Origin of the sequence: Pseudomonas sp. dw_612 (assembly GCF_018449725.1) — a bacterium.
Taxonomy (GTDB): Bacteria; Pseudomonadota; Gammaproteobacteria; order Pseudomonadales; family Pseudomonadaceae; genus Aquipseudomonas.
This window is the reverse complement of record NZ_JAAVVC010000006.1, coordinates 255,187-271,661: the sequence shown is the minus strand read 5'-3', so window position 1 is coordinate 271,661 and position 16,475 is coordinate 255,187. Positions and strand designations below refer to the sequence as shown.

The window sequence follows — 16,475 nt, the reverse complement described above, 5'->3', positions numbered from 1 at the left end:
TCCGCCATGGCTAAACCGGTGAGTGAATACACGCGCAAACGCAACTTCGAAATCACCTCGGAACCGCCCGAATCGGCGCCGGCCAAACGCGGCAAGAAAGCGCCTTCGGCCTTGCGTTTCGTGATCCAGAAGCATGATGCGCGCAACCTGCATTACGACTTTCGCCTGGAACTCGACGGCACCCTGAAAAGCTGGGCCGTGCCCAAAGGCCCAAGCCTGGATCCGACGCAAAAGCGCCTGGCGGTGCATGTCGAGGACCATCCCATCAGCTACGGCACCTTCGAGGGCAGCATTCCCGCAGGCCAGTACGGCGCCGGGGATGTGATTGTCTGGGACCATGGCGTCTGGCAACCCATCGGTGACCCGCAAGCAACCTACAAGGCCGGCAAACTGAAATTCACCCTGATCGGCGAAAAGCTCTCCGGCGACTGGGCATTGGTGCGCACTCATCTGCGCGGCAGTGGCGACAAGGAGCAATGGCTGCTGATTAAGGAAAAGGATCAACAGGCACGGCCGATCAGCGAGTTTGATGTCGTGGCCGAGCTGCCAAAAAGCGTATTAAGCGACGCGACAGTCGGTGACAAGACCACAAAAACCACCAAGAAAGCCACCAAAAAGCCCAAAGCGGAAAAACCAAAACCCACCACCCTGCCCGAACAATTCAGCCCGCAACTGGCCACGCTGATGGACAAAGCCCCGGCCGGCGATTGGCGCTATGAGATCAAGTTCGACGGCTATCGGATCCTGGCTCGCATCGACAACGGTGAAGTGCGGCTGCTGACCCGCAACGGCCACGACTGGACGGCCAAATTGCCCTTGCAGGCCAAGGCGTTGGCCGAGATGAAGCTCGACGGCAGTTGGCTTGATGGCGAAGTGGTGGTGCTGAACGACAAAGGCTTCCCGGATTTCCAGGCGTTGCAAAATGCGTTCGAAATCGGCCGCTCCGTGGACATCATTTATTTCGTGTTCGATGCGCCGTTCCTGCACGGCGTCGATCAGCGTGAATCGCCGGTAGAAGATCGCCGGGCCGCGTTGAAGAAAGCCCTGGGCCGCAAGTCTCGGCAGATCGTGCGCTTCTCCGAGGCCTTCACGGCCAAACATCAAGACATCATCGAGAGTGCGTGTGCGCTGTCCCTGGAAGGCGTTATCGGCAAACGCGCCGGCAGCCCTTACGTTTCGCGGCGCAGCCCGGACTGGATCAAGCTCAAATGCCGCTTGCGCCAGGAATTTGTGATCATCGGCTATACGGCGCCGCAAGGTTCGCGCAGTGGGTTCGGCGCCCTGCTGCTGGGCGTCTACGACGATAAGGCGCTGGTCTACGCCGGGCGTATCGGGACCGGGTTCAATCAGGCCAACCTGAAGTTGTTTCATGGCCAATTACAGAAGATCGAACGCAAGACCTCGCCCCTGGCCAAATCGTTGACCGCCGCCCAGGCCCGAGGCGTGCACTGGGTCGAACCGGCGCTGGTGTGCGAAGCCGAGTTTGCCGAGTGGACCCGCGAAGGTGTGGTCCGGCAAGCGGCGTTCATCGCCATGCGCACCGACAAACCGGCGACGGAGATTGTCCGTGAACAGCCACAATCCCCCAAGGCGGGCAAACCTGTGAGCGAGAAGAAAACCAGCAGCAAGGACAGCACCGTCGCCGGGGTCAAGATCACGCATCCCGAGCGTGTCATCGACAAGGACAGTGGCACGCAGAAACTCGAACTCGTGCAGTTTTACGAAAGTATCAGCCAGTGGATCCTGCCCTTCCTGCGCGACCGGCCGGTGTCACTGTTAAGGGCGCCGGAAGGTGTCGAGGGCGAGCAGTTCTTCCAGAAACACGCCGAACGCCTGGCGATCCCCAACATCAAGCACCTGGACCCGAACATTGACCTTGGCCACGCGCGCCTGATGGAAATCGACAGCGTCCAGGCGCTGATTGGGGCGGCGCAAATGGGCACCATCGAGTTGCATACCTGGGGCGCCACCCATGATCGGATTGAAACCCCGGACCTGTTTGTCCTCGACCTCGACCCTGATCCGGCGTTGCCCTGGAAAAGCATGGTCGAGGCGACGCAACTGACCCTGTCGGTGCTGGACGAAATCGGCCTGGAGGCATTCCTGAAAACCAGCGGCGGCAAAGGCATGCACATTATCGTGCCGCTGGCGCGCAAGGATGACTGGGACACGGTCAAGGCGTTCGCCAAAGCCATCGCGCAATTCATGGCGCAGCAACTGCCGGAACGGATTACCGCGACCATGGGCCCGAAAAACCGGGTCGGCAAGATCTTCGTCGATTACCTGCGCAATACCCGCGGCGCCAGTACGGTGGCGGCATATTCGGTGCGGGCGCGGCCGGGGTTGCCGGTTTCAGTGCCGATTGCGCGGGATGAGTTGACAGCGCTGCACGGTTCGCAGGAGTGGACGGTGGCGAATTTGCTGGAGCGGTTGGAAGGGTTGAAAGAGGATCCGTGGGTCGGGTATGCGAATCGGCAGAAGATCACGGCGAAGATGTGGAAGCAGTTGGGCGGGAAAAAACCTTAAGAACTATGTTGAATGTTCTGGCCTCTTCGCGAGCAAGCCCGCTCCCACATTGGATCTGTTGCGTACACAAATCCCCTGTGGGAGCGGGCTTGCTCGCTAAGGCGCCAGTAGCCTCGCTGAAAAACTCAGATCAGGACGAACACCGCCAACAACCCACCAAAAATCGCCCATTTTTCCAGGTAGTAGCGGGCCCGATTACGCTTTTTCAGCTCCTTGCCCCGCAAACGCACTTTGTAGATTTTGGTAAACAAACGGTTGATGCCGCCCGTCTTGTCCCCCGCATCATTCGGCGCGCCCGCCGCCGACATCACATTACGGCTGAACCAGGCGTTGAACGCCGACGCCCAGCGGTACTTCATCGGCCGCTCGACATCGCAAAACAGGATGATGCGGTTCTGGTCCGTGGTGTTTTCGGCGTAATGAATGAACGTTTCGTCGAAGATCACCGCTTCACCGTCGCGCCAATGGTAGTTCTCACCATCGACGTTGATGTAGCAACCGGCATCGTTCGGTGTATCCAGGCCCAGGTGATAACGGTAGGAACCGGCATACGGGTCGCGGTGGCGCACCAGTTTTGAACCCGGCGGCAACTCGGCGAACATCGCCGCCTTGATCGAGCCGATGCTTTGCACCAGTTCCGTGGTGCGCGGGCAGAGTTTTTCCGCCGATGGATGGCTGTCGCCGTACCACTTCAGATAAAAACGCTTCCAGCCGCTTTTGAAGAACGAGTTGAAACCCACGTCGTCGTACTGGTTCGAGCGCTTGATCTCTCCGGCCCGGAGCAGGTTCTGGCCTTCGGCGCGAATTTCTTGCCAATGGGCCTGCAACGGGCTCAAGTCCGGAAAGTCGGCCGGGTTGAGGTAAGGCCTGCTCGGGATTTTGGAGAACATATAAAGGAAGCAATTGATCGGCGCCAGAAACGTCGAGTGGTCGCTGAGTTGACGACCCAGTTTGTGGCGCACGCGACCGCGCAGGTGAACATACGCGATGGAGACAACATAAATAGCGGCAATGATCAGTTTCACGGCAATCGTCACAGGTCAAAAGTGAACAAACTGCGCCTAGCCGGTCAAGCGGTCTGGTGCAGTGTCTGAATACGAAACAGCGTTCCCGGTGACACGTCCTTGAGCCCATGCCAACAGCGGCACCGGGTTGATAGGTGGCATTTTAGCCACAGTTTGTAACCAATAGTTAACGTTCAACTGTGAAAATGTGTCCGCTGATACTGCCAAAGTGCCCGCGCGGCCTCAACGCCCTATCGTTTAAAGAGCCAGACCAGTACAATCGCCGCCAAACATTACGCGCCCCCCTTGGTTGATGACGGGAATGAACCCCGCCTCAGCGCACTTTCACTCGGGCCAAGCGCTCCATTGCTGCTGTCCACTTATTGCCAGATGGACCTTCCGCTTCTGACCGGGATGCATTTCCCGTGGTTTGGATACCGGAACCGGGTACTGAATCGGTACTGCCGCACCTTTAGCTATTCTGAATGCTTCGCAGGAAAAACCTTTGATCTCTACAGCTAACATCACGATGCAGTTCGGCGCCAAGCCGCTATTCGAAAACGTTTCGGTCAAATTCGCCGCGGGCAACCGCTACGGCCTGATCGGCGCCAACGGTTGCGGCAAGTCGACCTTCATGAAAATCCTCGGTGACGATCTCGAGCCGTCCGGCGGCCAGGTCATGCTTGAGCCGAACGTACGCCTGGGTAAATTGCGCCAGGACCAGTTCGCCTACGAAGAATTCACCGTTATCGACACCGTGATCATGGGTCACGAAGAGCTGTGGAAGGTCAAGGCCGAGCGCGACCGCATCTACTCGCTGCCGGAAATGACCGAAGAAGACGGCATGGCCGTGGCTGAACTGGAAACCGAATTCGCCGAAATGGACGGCTACACCGCCGAATCCCGTGCCGGCGAACTGTTGCTGGGCCTGGGTATCGGCATCGAGCAGCACTTCGGCCCGATGAGCGAGGTTTCCCCAGGCTGGAAACTGCGCGTATTGCTGGCTCAGGCACTGTTCTCCGATCCTGAAGTGCTGTTGCTCGACGAACCGACCAACCACTTGGACATCAACACCATCCGCTGGCTGGAAAACATTCTGACCCAGCGCTCCAGCCTGATGATCATCATCTCTCACGACCGTCACTTCCTGAACAGCGTGTGCACCCACATGGCTGACCTGGATTACGGCGAGCTGCGCCTGTTCCCGGGCAACTACGACGAGTACATGACCGTGGCGACTCAGTCCCGCGAGCAACTGCTGTCGGACAACGCCAAGAAGAAAGCACAGATCTCGGAACTGCAATCGTTCGTCAGCCGCTTCTCGGCCAACGCCTCGAAAGCCAAGCAGGCCACCTCCCGCGCCAAGGCGATCGACAAGATCCAGTTGGCCGAAGTCAAACCTTCGAGCCGCGTGAGCCCGTTCATCCGTTTCGAACAAACCAAGAAGCTGCACCGTCAGGCGGTCATCGTCGAGCGCATGGCCAAAGGCTTCGACGGCAAAACCCTGTTCAAGGACTTCAGCTTCCAGGTTGAAGCCGGCGAGCGCGTGGCGATCATCGGCCCGAATGGTATCGGTAAAACCACCCTGCTGCGTACCCTGGTCAACGAACTGACCCCGGATGCCGGCACCGTGAAGTGGACCGACGCCGCGGAACTGGGCTACTACGCCCAGGACCACGCGCACGACTTCGAAGACGACTGCAACCTGTTCGACTGGATGGGCCAGTGGACCCAGGGCGGCGAGCAGATCGTTCGCGGCACCCTCGGCCGGATGCTGTTCTCCAACGACGAGATTCTGAAGTCGGTCAAGGTCATCTCCGGTGGTGAGCAAGGGCGCATGCTGTTCGGCAAGCTGATCCTGCAAAAGCCGAACGTGCTGATCATGGACGAACCGACCAACCACTTGGACATGGAATCCATCGAGGCGCTGAACCTGGCGCTGGAGAACTACCCGGGCACGCTGATCTTCGTCAGCCATGACCGTGAGTTCGTATCGTCCTTGGCCACCCGCATTATCGAGTTGAGCCCTAGCGGCGTGATCGACTTCAGCGGTACTTATGATGATTACCTGCGTAGCCAGGGCGTTGTGTTTTAAGAGCAGCGATTAGTTTCAAGCTGCAAGCGGCAAGCGGCAAGTAAAAGCCCTGTCCTGGTGACGGGGCTTTTGTTGCCTGAAAATCAAAAGATCGCAGCCTTCGGCAGCTCCTACAGGGGCACGCATTTCAACGTAGGAGCTGCCGAAGGCTGCGATCTTTTGATCTTGATCGTTAGCCTGCTTCCTTTTATTCCCTGCCCACGCCATGATGCAACTCTCCCACCGCCGCCCGCGAACGAGCCCTCATGTCTGCGCAGCAACTGCCCCCGCAAAGCTCCATGGCGATCACCCTGCAGATCGTCTCCATCGTTTTCTATACCTTTATTGCCTTCCTCTGCATCGGCCTGCCGATTGCGGTGATACCGGGTTACGTCCATGAACAGCTGGGTTTCAGCGCGATCATCGCGGGGCTGACCATTGGTTGCCAGTACCTGGCCACCCTGCTCAGCCGCCCGATGGCCGGACGCATGTCGGACAGCGTCGGCACCAAGCGCGCGATCGTTTACGGCTTGTCGGGGATTGTGTTGAGCGGTGTGCTGACGTTGCTGTCGACCTTGTTGCAAAGCTTTCCGTTGCTGAGTCTGTTGGTCCTGATCGCTGGTCGTCTGCTGCTGGGGATCGCCCAAGGCTTGATCGGCGTCGGCACCATCAGTTGGTGCATGGGCCAGGTCGGCGCCGAACATACCGCGCGATCGATTTCCTGGAACGGGATTGCGTCCTACGGCGCCATTGCCATCGGTGCGCCGCTGGGGGTGGTGATGGTCGCCGAGTACGGGGTTGAAAGCCTGGGGATTGTCCTGTCGGTGTTGGCGTTGGGCGCGCTGCTGCTGATCCGCAACAAACCGTCGGTGCCGGTGATTCGCGGTGAACGCCTGCCGTTCTGGGCCGTGTTCGGGCGCATTGCACCGTTCGGGGCGAGCCTGAGCCTGGCGTCCATCGGCTATGGCACGCTGACCACTTTTATTACCTTGTATTACCTCAATCGCGGCTGGGCCGGCGCAGCGTATTGCCTGACGGTGTTCGGCGTGTGTTTCATTCTGTCGCGGCTGTTGTTCATTTCTGCGATCAGCCGTTTCGGCGGGTTCACCTCGGCGATTGCCTGTATGACCATCGAGACCGTGGGCCTGGTGCTGTTGTGGCTGGCACCGTCCACTGGTTTCGCGTTGATCGGCGCTGGATTGACTGGCTTTGGCCTGTCGCTGGTGTATCCGGCGCTGGGAGTCGAGGCGATCAAACAGGTGCCCAACTCCAGTCGCGGCGCGGGGTTGAGTGCTTATGCGGTGTTTTTCGATCTGGCGCTGGCGATTGCCGGGCCGCTGATGGGTGCGGTGGCGTTGAACCTGGGGTATTCGTGGATTTTCTTTAGTGCGGCGCTGTTGTCCGTTACAGGTCTCGGCCTGACGCTACTGCTGAAGCGCCGCGCTATGGCCTGACAACCACGATCCACTATGGGAGCGGGCTTGCTCGCGAATGCGGTGCGTCATCCAGCATCAATGTTGACTGACAAGGCCCCTTCGCGAGCAAGCCCGCTCCCACAGGTGTCATGTGGTGTTGATTAGATTACTGATCGGCAGTCTGCATCCCCGCCCGGCTCGGCTTGCCGAGGGCGTGTGAGAAAAACCGCCCCGCTTCGGAGATCAGGTTGCGGTGAATGTCTTCGCGATCAACCCCATCGGCATCGGTGCACAGCGCCGGCATGGCGATGATCTGTTCTTCATTACACGGCGCCATGAACACGAAGTGCCCTGCCCCGGCCAACAGCTTGAAGTCCGGTGCGATCGGCAGTTTGCGCGCCAGGGCTGCGGCGTTTTTGTCGAAGGCCACCAGTTTGTCGCCGTCGCCGCTGTACAGCAGCACTGGCACATGCACATCAGCCAGGGTGTGGCGGCCGAACTTCAGGCTCAACGGCGCCATCAGCAATAAGGCATGGACCCGCGGGTCGGCCACTGGCTGCAAATCATCCCGATCGACAATCAGCTCGCCCTGGGTATTGCAGGCATCGCGGTCATCCGGACGTTCCTGGCAATAACGGCGCAGGCGATCCAGGTCAGGCGTGGCGCCGGACAGGATCAACGCCGTTTCGCCGCCCGCCGAGTAGCCAATCACCCCCACTTGGTCGGCGTTGACGAAAGGCGCCAACATCGAATCGCCCAGGGTCGCGGTAATCGCTTCGGAAATTTGCAGGGGCCGACCGTACAGGTTGCTCAAGGTGCCGAGACGGCTGTGATCCTTGGAGTTGTCGCCCGGATGGATCACCGCCACCACCACGAAGCCTTTGCGCGCCAGCGAGGTCGCGAGATCGTGCAAGGCCAGCGGGGTGCCGACGTTGCCGTGGGAAAGCATCAGCATCGGGAAACGCCCGATGGCGACGCGGGCATCTTCACCGGCTTCGACGGTGTAACCCTCGAGCTTGCTGGTTTGATCCTTGTCGCTGGACGGGTAAAAGGCGATGGCGCGCATCGGCTGCAAATCCAGCGGATCGAGGAACGTCATCTCGTGATAACCGACGCCCCAGTGCGAATGCAGCCCAGGCGCAGCGTGCACTGAAATCAGGCTGCTGAGCAGGCATATCAGTAACGTTGCACAAAGACGCACCATGGGATGCCCTACCTTTGTTACTTGACTGAAAAGCCCGTAGTGCTCCGATGACGGAGAACGCGGCCTTGTGCCAGTGTTTGCGGCCACCAAGGTCGTTGCGCAACGGGGACGTTAACCCTCGACTGCATAACCTGGGCCACAACATGAAAAACCATAAAAAACAAAAAAACTCTGTAACCGATCATTACCATGATCAGAATACAGAGTTTTTCGGGTATTGCCTGAGCCGTTTAGTATTTTTTACGCAAGCCTTACAAAGGCCTTATGCCGCGGCGAACAATTGCTCGCTGATTTGCGTGTGAGCGTCGCTCAGGGCTTTGGTCCGCACTTCGTCACCGTAAGCCAGGCCGTGGGCGCGAACGAACTCAATATCAGTGATGCCCAGGAAACCGAACAACACCTTCAAGTAATCTTCGTGGGCAACGCCTGTGGCCTGACCAACGTGAAGACCGCCAGAAGTCGAAACGATCACCAGTTTCTTGCCACCGCACAGGCCTTCAGGGCCGGCTTCGGTGTAGCGAAAGGTCTGGCCGGCAACGGCGATGCGGTCGATCCAGGCTTTCAATTGGGTCGGAATGGTGAAGTTGTACATCGGCGCGGCGATCACGATGGCATCAGCGGCGAGGAATTCGGCCAGGGTCGATGCGCTCAGTTCGGCTTCGTGCTGTTGCGCGGCGTTGCGCAGTTCAGCGGTGGTGCCGGCAGCGACCAGGGTCGTGGCGGAGAAATGGCTGATGGCATCAGCGGCCAGGTCACGGTAAGTCACGACGGCCGAAGCGTCAGCGGCTTGCCAGGCTTTGACCACGTCACCGCTCAAACCACGGGAGGCCGAGTTGTCACCCAAAATGCTCGAATCGATATGCAACAGTTTCATAAAGGATCTCCAGGTGAGGATCGCCACCGGGCGATCTGATGGGGAGAAGCCTACAGATGAATGTAATAGCTGATTAGCCCGCAACAATGCGATAGTTCGTCTCACTGATAGAACAATCGAGTTCACGCCATGCAAGACCTTAATGACCTCTACTATTTCGCCAAGGTTGTCGAAGCCGGTGGTTTCGCTGCGGCCGGGCGGTTGCTTGGGATTCCCAAGTCGCGACTGTCGCGGCGCATCGCCGAACTGGAAGAACGCCTGGGTGCGCGCCTGCTGCAACGCACCACCCGGCAACTCAAGCTGACGGCCGTGGGTGAACGTTACTTGCGCCACTGTCAGGCGATGTTATTGGAAGCGGAGATGGCCGACGAAGCGGTCGCCAGCATGTCCAGCGAGCCCCGAGGAAGGCTGCGGGTGTCCTGCCCAGTGGGCTTGGCCCATCAGATGTTGCCGACGGTGATCAGCGATTTCCTGGAGAAATACCCGCAGGTCCAGTTGGAAGTCTTGCTGCTCAACCGTCGGGTGGATCTGGTCAACGAGGGCGTCGATGTCGCCCTGCGGGTCCGCGAACTGGGGGATGAAGACCCATTGTTGGTCACCCGGCGCCTGCGTCAGGCGCAGACGCTAATCGTCGCCAGTCCCGCCTTCCTGCACGGTCGGGAGATCAATCACCCGGATGACCTCAAGGGCTTGCCGGTGCTCGGCGCACTGGAACCTGATCGCATGGTGCATATCCGCATGCTCGATCAACAGGGCAAAAGCCATGATCTGGCGCTGGAGGCACGGCTGGGCATCGATGACTTTATTGTGCGCCGGTCCTGCGCCCTCGCCGGCCAGGGCTTTACAGTCCTGCCGATGATGTACTGCGAACAGGAAATCGAGGACGGCTCGCTGATCCAGTTGTTGCCTGACTGGTCATTGCCTGGCGGCTGGCTGCAAGCGGTGTACCCTCACCGGCGCGGGGTAATGCCGGCCGTACGCGCCTGGCTCGACCATTTGATCGAATCATTCAATGCCTGTGGGGACCGATTGATATGAAGGCTGGACGCATGAGCGAAGCGGATGTCGCAGAGTTTTGCCTGGGGCTGCCCGGTGCGCGGGAAGACTACAAATGGGGCGGTGTGCGGGTGTTTTCGATTGCCGGCAACAAGATGTTCGCGCTGCAGAATTTGCGGGGAGACTCCCTGGCGTTCAAGGTCGACAAGGATCTGTTTCTCGGTCATTGCGACCGTCCGGGCATTCACCCGGCGCCGTACCTGGCCCGGGCGCAATGGATCATCATGCAGACGCCCTACCCGCTGGGCGCCGAAGAACTGCAAGCCTTGCTGCAACGTTCCCACCAATTGGTGGTGAGCAAGTTACCCAAGCGCACCCAGGTCGGGTTGCTGCTGTAGCAGCTGTCGAGCGGAGCGAGGCAGCGTTCGGCGGCGAAGCCGTCGTAAAACCTGCGCACGCGGTATTCCTGAAACACCGCATCGTCTGGATTCACGACGGCTTCGCCGCCGAACGCTGCCTCGCTCCGCTCGACAGCTGCTACGTGAGACGTGCGTGTTCTTAGAACAACGCCAACAGGTTTGCGCCGAGAAACAACTGATCGATCCAGAACACCTGGTGCAGCAGCACGATCAGCCAGAACACCAGTTGAAACGACACTTTGCGGGTCTTGTGCCGGAACACTTGCTGAGCCAGTAACGCGCCCGGCCAGCCACCGGCCAGTTCCACGGCGTGCAAGACGTTTTCCGGCGTACGCCAGGTGTCGGCTCGGGCTTTGCGCTTGTCGCTCCAGTACAGGAAAAACGCGATCACGCTGACCACGCCGTAAGCGGCCAGCGGGATCACTGACACTCCGTGCAGCCACAACGCCAGCGAGCCATACAGCGGCAGCGCACAGAGGACCGCGAACGCCAGCAGTTTCAAGCGTGGATGCTGGACCTGCCCCCCGGACGGGCGTCCGGGGTTATACCGCGCGCCGGAATCACTCATGGCTTGGCAGCGGCCCAATCCACCCAACCGAACTGCCAGGTCGCGAGGATCACCAGGCCAAACGCAATGCGATACCAGGCAAATGCCGCGTAGCTGTGGCTGGCAATGAACTTGAGCAGCGCCTTGACCGCGATCATCGCGAAGATAAACGCGGTGATGAAACCCACGGCGAACACTGGAAAGTCTGCCGGTACGAACAGGTGACGGTACTTGAACCCCGAATACACCGCCGCCGCGACCATGGTCGGCATGGCCAGGAAGAACGAGAACTCAGTCGCGGTTTTGCGCGACAGGCCAAAGAGCAAGCCGCCAATGATGGTCGAGCCGGAACGCGAGGTCCCCGGGATCATCGCCAGGCACTGGGCGAAGCCGACTTTCAGCGCGTCCTGCCAGGTAATGTCGTCGACCGTCTCTGCGTGCACTTCATGCTGACGCTTCTCGGCCCACAACATGACAATCCCGCCGACGACCAATGCCGCCGCCACCGTAATCGGGTTGAACAGGTAATGGTGAATCAAGTCGGAAAAGACCACCCCCAGCACCACGGCTGGCATAAAGGCGATCAGCAGGTTCGCGGTAAAGCGACGTGCTTTCGGCTCGGATTTTAAACCGGTCACCACGTCGAGGATCTTGCGGCGAAACTCCCAGACCACTGCCAGGATCGCGCCCAACTGGATAATGATGTTGAATGCAATGGCCCGTTCACCACCGAAGTTGAGCAAGTCCGCGACAATAATCTGGTGTCCGGTACTGGAAATGGGCAAAAACTCCGTCAGCCCTTCTACAACTCCTAGAATCAGTGCCTGAAAGGCGGTCCAAAGATCCATCAATCCCCCAAAGGCATTGCTCATAGGCATGCCCCGTTAATATTTTTAATACGTTCACCGCGCTGAGCGTAGCTGATGTCCGGCGCGCACAGGATCTCTACGAAACCGTAAAAATTCCGTGAAAAATCAACTTGGACTCAGGTTTTTCCGCGCGGGGCCGAAATCCTATCAGACATGCCTGATTAACGCCGCTGCGTAATTGGACTTGCGTCGCATGGTTCCCACAACCAAAGCGTGGTTGGATGCTGGCGATCGTTTATGACAAGAATAAGAATAGGGAGTGACAGCGTTATGAACAGCTTGCGCAGTGTGTCGATCAGTCGACGCTTGTGGCTCATCTTGATCGTGGCCATCGTGATGTTATTGACATTGGGCATGCTGATGCTCAAACAGATTCACGACGACCTGTATCACGCCAAAGGCCAGAAAACCCAGCATGTGGTGCAGACCGCCAGTGGCATTCTGAATTACTACCATGACCTGGAAACCGCCGGCACCCTCACCCGCGAGGCGGCGCAGAAGCAGGCGCTGACGGCGGTTCGCGGCCTGCGCTACGACCAGAACGACTATTTCTGGATCAACGATCTGACGCCGGTGATGATCATGCACCCGGCGAACCCGAAACTCGAAGGCCAGAACCTGTCGTCGATCCGCGACCCGGATGGTTTTGCGCTATTCAATGAGATGGTCGTCATCGCCAAGGCCAAGGGCGCCGGCATGGTCGATTATCGTTGGCCGAAACCGGGCGCCAGTGCGCCGGTGGAAAAAACCTCCTACGTCAAACTGTTCGAGCCCTGGGGCTGGATCATCGGTTCCGGGGTGTACATCGATGACATGCAGGCCGAGTTCTACGCTCAGGTCTGGAAAGCGTCGTTCATCGGTGTAGGGATTGCGCTGATCATGGCGCTGCTGGTGATCATGATTGCCCGCAGCATCGTGCGCCCGTTGCAGGAAACCGTGAACGCCATGGCCAACATCGCCAGCGGCGAAAGCGACCTGACCCGCAGCCTCGACACCCATGGCCAGGACGAAGTCACGCAACTGGCGCGGCACTTCAACGCCTTTACTGCCAAGCTGCGCCTGGTGATCAGCCAGTTGCAGGTATCCGCCAGTGAACTGGGCCAGTCGTCCAGCGATTTGGGCAACGATGCCGCACAGGCTCAGCAACGCAGCCAGCAACAGTCCCAGCAAATGGAACTGGTGGCGACTGCGATCAATGAAGTGACCTACGGCGTGCAGGACGTGGCCAAGAACGCCGAACACGCGGCCAGCGAAATGCGCGATGCCGAGACTCAGGCGCAGCAAGGCCAGGTCAACATTGATGGCAGCTTGCAGCAGATCGATAAGCTCTCCGGGACCATTGATCAAGCGGTGGAAGTGATTCGCACCCTTGCCGCCGAAAGCACTCAGATCGGCAGCGTGCTCGAAGTGATTCGCTCGATTGCCGAACAAACCAACCTGCTGGCCCTCAACGCCGCCATTGAAGCGGCCCGGGCCGGTGAACAAGGTCGCGGGTTTGCGGTGGTGGCCGATGAGGTGCGTCTGTTGGCGCAGCGTACCCAGAAGTCCACGGCGGAAATCCAGGCGATGATCGAACGCCTGCAAAACCATTCCGAAGCGGCGGTCAAGGTGATCGGCGACAGCAGCCGGGCATCGCAATTGACCATCGAACAGGCCGGTCTCGCCGGTGCAAGCCTGAGCGCCATCGGCCAGGCCCTGCGCAACCTCAACGGGTTGAACGCCTCGATCGCCAGCGCCACCCTGCAACAAGCCCATGTGGTGGAAGACATCAACCAGAACGTCACCCAGGCCGCCGGGTTGTCCCATAGCACGGCATTGGCGGCGGAGCAGTCGAGCCTGGCCAGTGTTCACCTCAAGGGATTGAGTGAACAGCTTAACGGGTTGCTCAAGCAATTCCGCGTCTGATCACCGATCAAATGTGGGAGCGGGCTTGCTCGCGAAAGCGTCGTATCAGTCAATGTAAAAGTTGAATGGAACACCGCTTTCGCGAGCAAGCCCGCTCCCACAGGTTTTTGTGTTTTAACTGAAGATGTCGGGCAAGCCCGCGCCTGACAATCTGGGTACAATCGCCCCCCTCTTCGACTTCCCCCAAGGAACCGCCATGTCCGGGCTTGAACTGTTTGCTGCCGCCCTCGGCGTCATTGCCGTCTGGTTGACGGTCAAACAGAACCCCTGGTGCTGGCCGATCGGTCTGGTCATGGTGCTGCTTTATAGCTGGATCTTCTTCGAGGTGAAGCTGTATTCGGACATGCTGCTGCAGGTGATTTACGCCGCGTTGCAAGTCTATGGCTGGTGGCAATGGACCCGTGCGGGCGAGACGAACGCCGGTCGGCAGGTCACTCGGCTTGATGGGAAATCGATAACAGTCGGGCTGGCGGTCGGCGCCGTCGGCAGTCTGTTGCTGGGCGCGGCCATGGCCCACTGGACCGACGCCGCGCAACCCTGGCTCGATGCCGCGCTGACCGGTTTCAGCCTGGTGGCGCAGTTATGGATGGCGCAGAAACGCGTGCAATGCTGGCCGCTGTGGGTCGCCATCGATGTGATTTTTGTCGGGCTGTTCATCTATAAAGGCATGTACCTGACCGCCACCCTCTATGCGCTGTTCCTGTTGCTGGCAGTACAAGGCTGGCGTGAATGGCGCGCCGACCCGGCGTTGCGCGCATGAAGGTGCTGGTGCTGACAGGTCCGGAATCCAGCGGTAAAAGCTGGCTTTCGAGTGAGATTCAAGCCCATTTTGGCGGCCTGTTGGTCGGTGAGTACGTTCGGCACTTTATCGACAGCGAAGCCCGCGACACCCGCTACGATGACATTCCTGCCATCGCACTCGGCCAGCTGGCCTGGGAAGATGAAGCGCGCGCCCAACACCCGGCACTGTTGATTCTCGACACGCACCTGTTGAGCAATATCCTTTGGAGTCGCACGTTGTTTGGCGCGTGCCCGACGTGGATCGAACAAGCCTTGCTGGACCGGCACTACGACCTGCATTTGCTGCTGAGCCCCGAAACCGTGGACTGGCATGACGACGGGCAACGTTGCCAACCGCAATTGGCGCAACGCCAGGCATTTTTCCAGGCCAGCCAGGAATGGCTTGCGCTGCACCGCCAGACGTTTCAGGTACTGCACGGTGACTGGAATCAGCGCAAGGACGCAGCATTCGAGGCCGTGACGCGCTTGCTCAACGCCTGACCGAACCCTACCGCCAATGTCCATTTCTGAAACACCCTCTCCTGAGCGAACCCGCGAACTAAAGCGGTCTGCGCACTTCAGAACAAAACTGTTAAGCCACTGATACAACCCGCCTTTCAGCGCTCCAGCAAGCACTGCCGCCCGCATGGACGGCGTTTTTGTGTGGCTCTGTCTCAGCAACGTTACAAATTTTTTTTGACTATTTCGAGAAATAAATCCAACCCACTGTTTTTAAAGTAAAAACCAAAACCGGCACACCTTCTGCTCTCTACCTCGCAACGCTGATAAGGGCCAGCGTTTCATTACAGAAGGAATTGCCGCCGTGGGGAAACTCAATCAAAGCATCTATAGCCTCCTGCTGATCGGATGCGCACTGGGCTCAAGCCTGCCCGTCCAGGCTGACAACGGCATCATTACGATCAAACGTGATGTCCAGACGCGCAATGCAACGATTCCGCCGGTGATCCCAGACCCGCACCCTACGACCGTCAACGCCAACCCGTCCCAACACATCCTCAATCAAACGAACGAGTTGAGCGACGGCGACTTTGCCGGTGTCGCGAGTGGTGCAGGCATCTCCCGCCTGGTGACGCAAAACACCAACAACCTGGGCGGCAATATCAGCAACCAGAATCAACTGTCCAACCTCCCCGGCGGGCGTTCGGGAAACTCGGGCAACGGCATTGCCAACATGGTCAATTCGAACGTCCAGCAAGGCCTGGGTGCTCTGAAAATCATAACGGGAGACCGTTAGCATGAATCGTTCGCTGCTGCTTGTTGCCATGTTTTGCAGTGCATCGTCCTTTGCCCAACCTCCCGTCATCAATAACGCCGACATCGACGGGTCGGGCGCGCAGTATCAGGGCAACCTCGGGGTCAACCAGGCGGCTGGCGACCAGCAGCAACAGGCCAACGCCCGCGCTATTGCCATTGGCACCCACGCCAATGCCTCCACACAGATTCGCCAACGGCTGCGTTCACACGTAGACCCCAGCATCGACGCCAGCTCCAGTATTCAAGGTGACTCCTTCAGCCACGGTAACGGCGTGCTGGGCGTCAACCAGAGCTCGGGCGCCAACAACCAGCAGGCCAACGCCCTGCGGATCAGCATCAGCACACAGCCGCAAAGTATCGACGACAGCGTCCTCCTGCAACAGAACGTGGCGCTGATCAACAACTCCGATCCAACTGCCTCTGCACCAGGCTATCGCCAGGTCGCCACAAGCGATCAGGCCTTCACCGGTAGCCGCGGGGTAATTCAGTTGAATCAGAGCGCCGGGGTGGGAAACCGAACGGCCAACACCGTGAGCGTACGGGTCGCGGATTGACCCAAAACAGGTAAAAACAACACTTAACCTAAA

At 59.0% G+C, this 16,475-nt stretch carries 15 protein-coding genes; 10 read left to right on the top strand and 5 right to left on the bottom strand.

From position 1 onward, the window contains the following. Positions 1-6: 6 nt before the first annotated feature. A complete protein-coding gene (ligD, locus tag HB680_RS12530) occupies positions 7-2,526 on the top strand; it encodes a DNA ligase D (RefSeq protein ID WP_213938937.1) in 2,520 nt (839 codons plus the stop codon). A gap of 125 nt (positions 2,527-2,651) precedes the next feature. Here ligD and lpxO read toward each other — a convergent pair whose 3' ends face one another. Then, a complete protein-coding gene (gene lpxO / locus HB680_RS12525; RefSeq protein ID WP_213938936.1) occupies positions 2,652-3,551 on the bottom strand; it encodes a lipid A hydroxylase LpxO in 900 nt (299 codons plus the stop codon). A gap of 484 nt (positions 3,552-4,035) precedes the next feature. Between lpxO and HB680_RS12520 the strand changes: the two genes are divergently transcribed. Next, complete coding sequence (locus HB680_RS12520; protein WP_008149954.1) at positions 4,036-5,625, top strand: ABC-F family ATPase; 1,590 nt, start codon at positions 4,036-4,038, stop codon at positions 5,623-5,625. Between the two features lie 245 nt (positions 5,626-5,870). Next, positions 5,871-7,058, top strand: a complete 1,188-nt coding sequence (locus HB680_RS12515) for an MFS transporter (RefSeq protein ID WP_213938935.1) — start codon at positions 5,871-5,873, stop codon at positions 7,056-7,058. A 127-nt stretch (positions 7,059-7,185) separates the two neighbouring features. On the opposite strand, the gene HB680_RS12510 is transcribed toward HB680_RS12515, so the two are convergent. Together HB680_RS12510 and HB680_RS12505 are read right to left on the bottom strand one after the other, a co-directional pair. After that, positions 7,186-8,223 (bottom strand): dienelactone hydrolase, encoded by a 1,038-nt coding sequence (locus tag HB680_RS12510; RefSeq protein WP_213938934.1) that lies wholly within the window; start codon positions 8,221-8,223, stop codon positions 7,186-7,188. 262 nt (positions 8,224-8,485) lie between these two features. After that, positions 8,486-9,097: an FMN-dependent NADH-azoreductase gene (locus tag HB680_RS12505; RefSeq protein ID WP_213938933.1), complete on the bottom strand. Its 612-nt coding sequence runs from the start codon at positions 9,095-9,097 to the stop codon at positions 8,486-8,488. 129 nt (positions 9,098-9,226) lie between these two features. Here HB680_RS12505 and HB680_RS12500 point away from each other — a divergent pair, with 129 nt between their 5' ends. Both HB680_RS12500 and HB680_RS12495 read left to right on the top strand, forming a co-directional pair. Continuing rightward, the gene (locus HB680_RS12500; RefSeq protein WP_213938932.1) at positions 9,227-10,135 is read left to right on the top strand and encodes a LysR substrate-binding domain-containing protein; all 909 of its coding nucleotides are present in this window, start codon (positions 9,227-9,229) and stop codon (positions 10,133-10,135) included. Continuing rightward, a complete protein-coding gene (locus HB680_RS12495) occupies positions 10,132-10,491 on the top strand; it encodes an MmcQ/YjbR family DNA-binding protein (RefSeq protein WP_213938931.1) in 360 nt (119 codons plus the stop codon). The genes HB680_RS12500 and HB680_RS12495 overlap by 4 nt, the downstream gene beginning before the upstream one ends. A 160-nt stretch (positions 10,492-10,651) precedes the next feature. On the opposite strand, the gene HB680_RS12490 is transcribed toward HB680_RS12495, so the two are convergent. Continuing rightward, positions 10,652-11,080: a DUF1294 domain-containing protein gene (locus HB680_RS12490; RefSeq protein ID WP_213938930.1), complete on the bottom strand. Its 429-nt coding sequence runs from the start codon at positions 11,078-11,080 to the stop codon at positions 10,652-10,654. After that, positions 11,077-11,907, bottom strand: coding sequence for an undecaprenyl-diphosphate phosphatase (locus HB680_RS12485; protein ID WP_213938929.1), 831 nt, complete (start codon positions 11,905-11,907; stop codon positions 11,077-11,079). Before HB680_RS12485 ends, HB680_RS12490 begins: the two co-directional genes overlap by 4 nt. 291 nt (positions 11,908-12,198) lie before the next feature. Between HB680_RS12485 and HB680_RS12480 the strand changes: the two genes are divergently transcribed. From HB680_RS12480 to HB680_RS12460, 5 genes are all read left to right on the top strand, one after another. Continuing rightward, positions 12,199-13,833, top strand: a complete 1,635-nt coding sequence (locus tag HB680_RS12480; protein WP_213938928.1) for a methyl-accepting chemotaxis protein — start codon at positions 12,199-12,201, stop codon at positions 13,831-13,833. Between the two features lie 196 nt (positions 13,834-14,029). Then, on the top strand, positions 14,030-14,593 hold the full coding sequence (gene pnuC / locus HB680_RS12475) for a nicotinamide riboside transporter PnuC (protein ID WP_213938927.1): 564 nt from the start codon (positions 14,030-14,032) through the stop codon (positions 14,591-14,593). Then, positions 14,590-15,114, top strand: a complete 525-nt coding sequence (locus HB680_RS12470; RefSeq protein WP_213939016.1) for an AAA family ATPase — start codon at positions 14,590-14,592, stop codon at positions 15,112-15,114. Before pnuC ends, HB680_RS12470 begins: the two co-directional genes overlap by 4 nt. A gap of 322 nt (positions 15,115-15,436) precedes the next feature. Then, positions 15,437-15,868, top strand: coding sequence for a hypothetical protein (locus tag HB680_RS12465; RefSeq protein ID WP_213938926.1), 432 nt, complete (start codon positions 15,437-15,439; stop codon positions 15,866-15,868). A 1-nt stretch (position 15,869) separates the two neighbouring features. After that, positions 15,870-16,442, top strand: a complete 573-nt coding sequence (locus tag HB680_RS12460; protein ID WP_213938925.1) for an adhesin — start codon at positions 15,870-15,872, stop codon at positions 16,440-16,442. The last annotated feature ends 33 nt before the right edge of the window (positions 16,443-16,475 follow it).

Bases quoted from the DNA above. Each gene is read 5' to 3' on its own strand.
- ligD (WP_213938937.1), top strand. From the start codon at position 7: ATGGCTAAACCGGTGAGTGAATACACGCGCAAACGCAACTTCGAAATC.
- HB680_RS12515 (WP_213938935.1), top strand. From the start codon at position 5,871: ATGTCTGCGCAGCAACTGCCCCCGCAAAGCTCCATGGCGATCACCCTG.
- HB680_RS12510 (WP_213938934.1), bottom strand. From the start codon at position 8,223: ATGGTGCGTCTTTGTGCAACGTTACTGATATGCCTGCTCAGCAGCCTG.
- HB680_RS12505 (WP_213938933.1), bottom strand. From the start codon at position 9,097: ATGAAACTGTTGCATATCGATTCGAGCATTTTGGGTGACAACTCGGCC.
- HB680_RS12500 (WP_213938932.1), top strand. From the start codon at position 9,227: ATGCAAGACCTTAATGACCTCTACTATTTCGCCAAGGTTGTCGAAGCC.
- HB680_RS12495 (WP_213938931.1), top strand. From the start codon at position 10,132: ATGAAGGCTGGACGCATGAGCGAAGCGGATGTCGCAGAGTTTTGCCTG.
- HB680_RS12490 (WP_213938930.1), bottom strand. From the start codon at position 11,080: ATGAGTGATTCCGGCGCGCGGTATAACCCCGGACGCCCGTCCGGGGGG.
- HB680_RS12485 (WP_213938929.1), bottom strand. From the start codon at position 11,907: ATGGATCTTTGGACCGCCTTTCAGGCACTGATTCTAGGAGTTGTAGAA.
- HB680_RS12480 (WP_213938928.1), top strand. From the start codon at position 12,199: ATGAACAGCTTGCGCAGTGTGTCGATCAGTCGACGCTTGTGGCTCATC.
- pnuC (WP_213938927.1), top strand. From the start codon at position 14,030: ATGTCCGGGCTTGAACTGTTTGCTGCCGCCCTCGGCGTCATTGCCGTC.
- HB680_RS12470 (WP_213939016.1), top strand. From the start codon at position 14,590: ATGAAGGTGCTGGTGCTGACAGGTCCGGAATCCAGCGGTAAAAGCTGG.
- HB680_RS12460 (WP_213938925.1), top strand. From the start codon at position 15,870: ATGAATCGTTCGCTGCTGCTTGTTGCCATGTTTTGCAGTGCATCGTCC.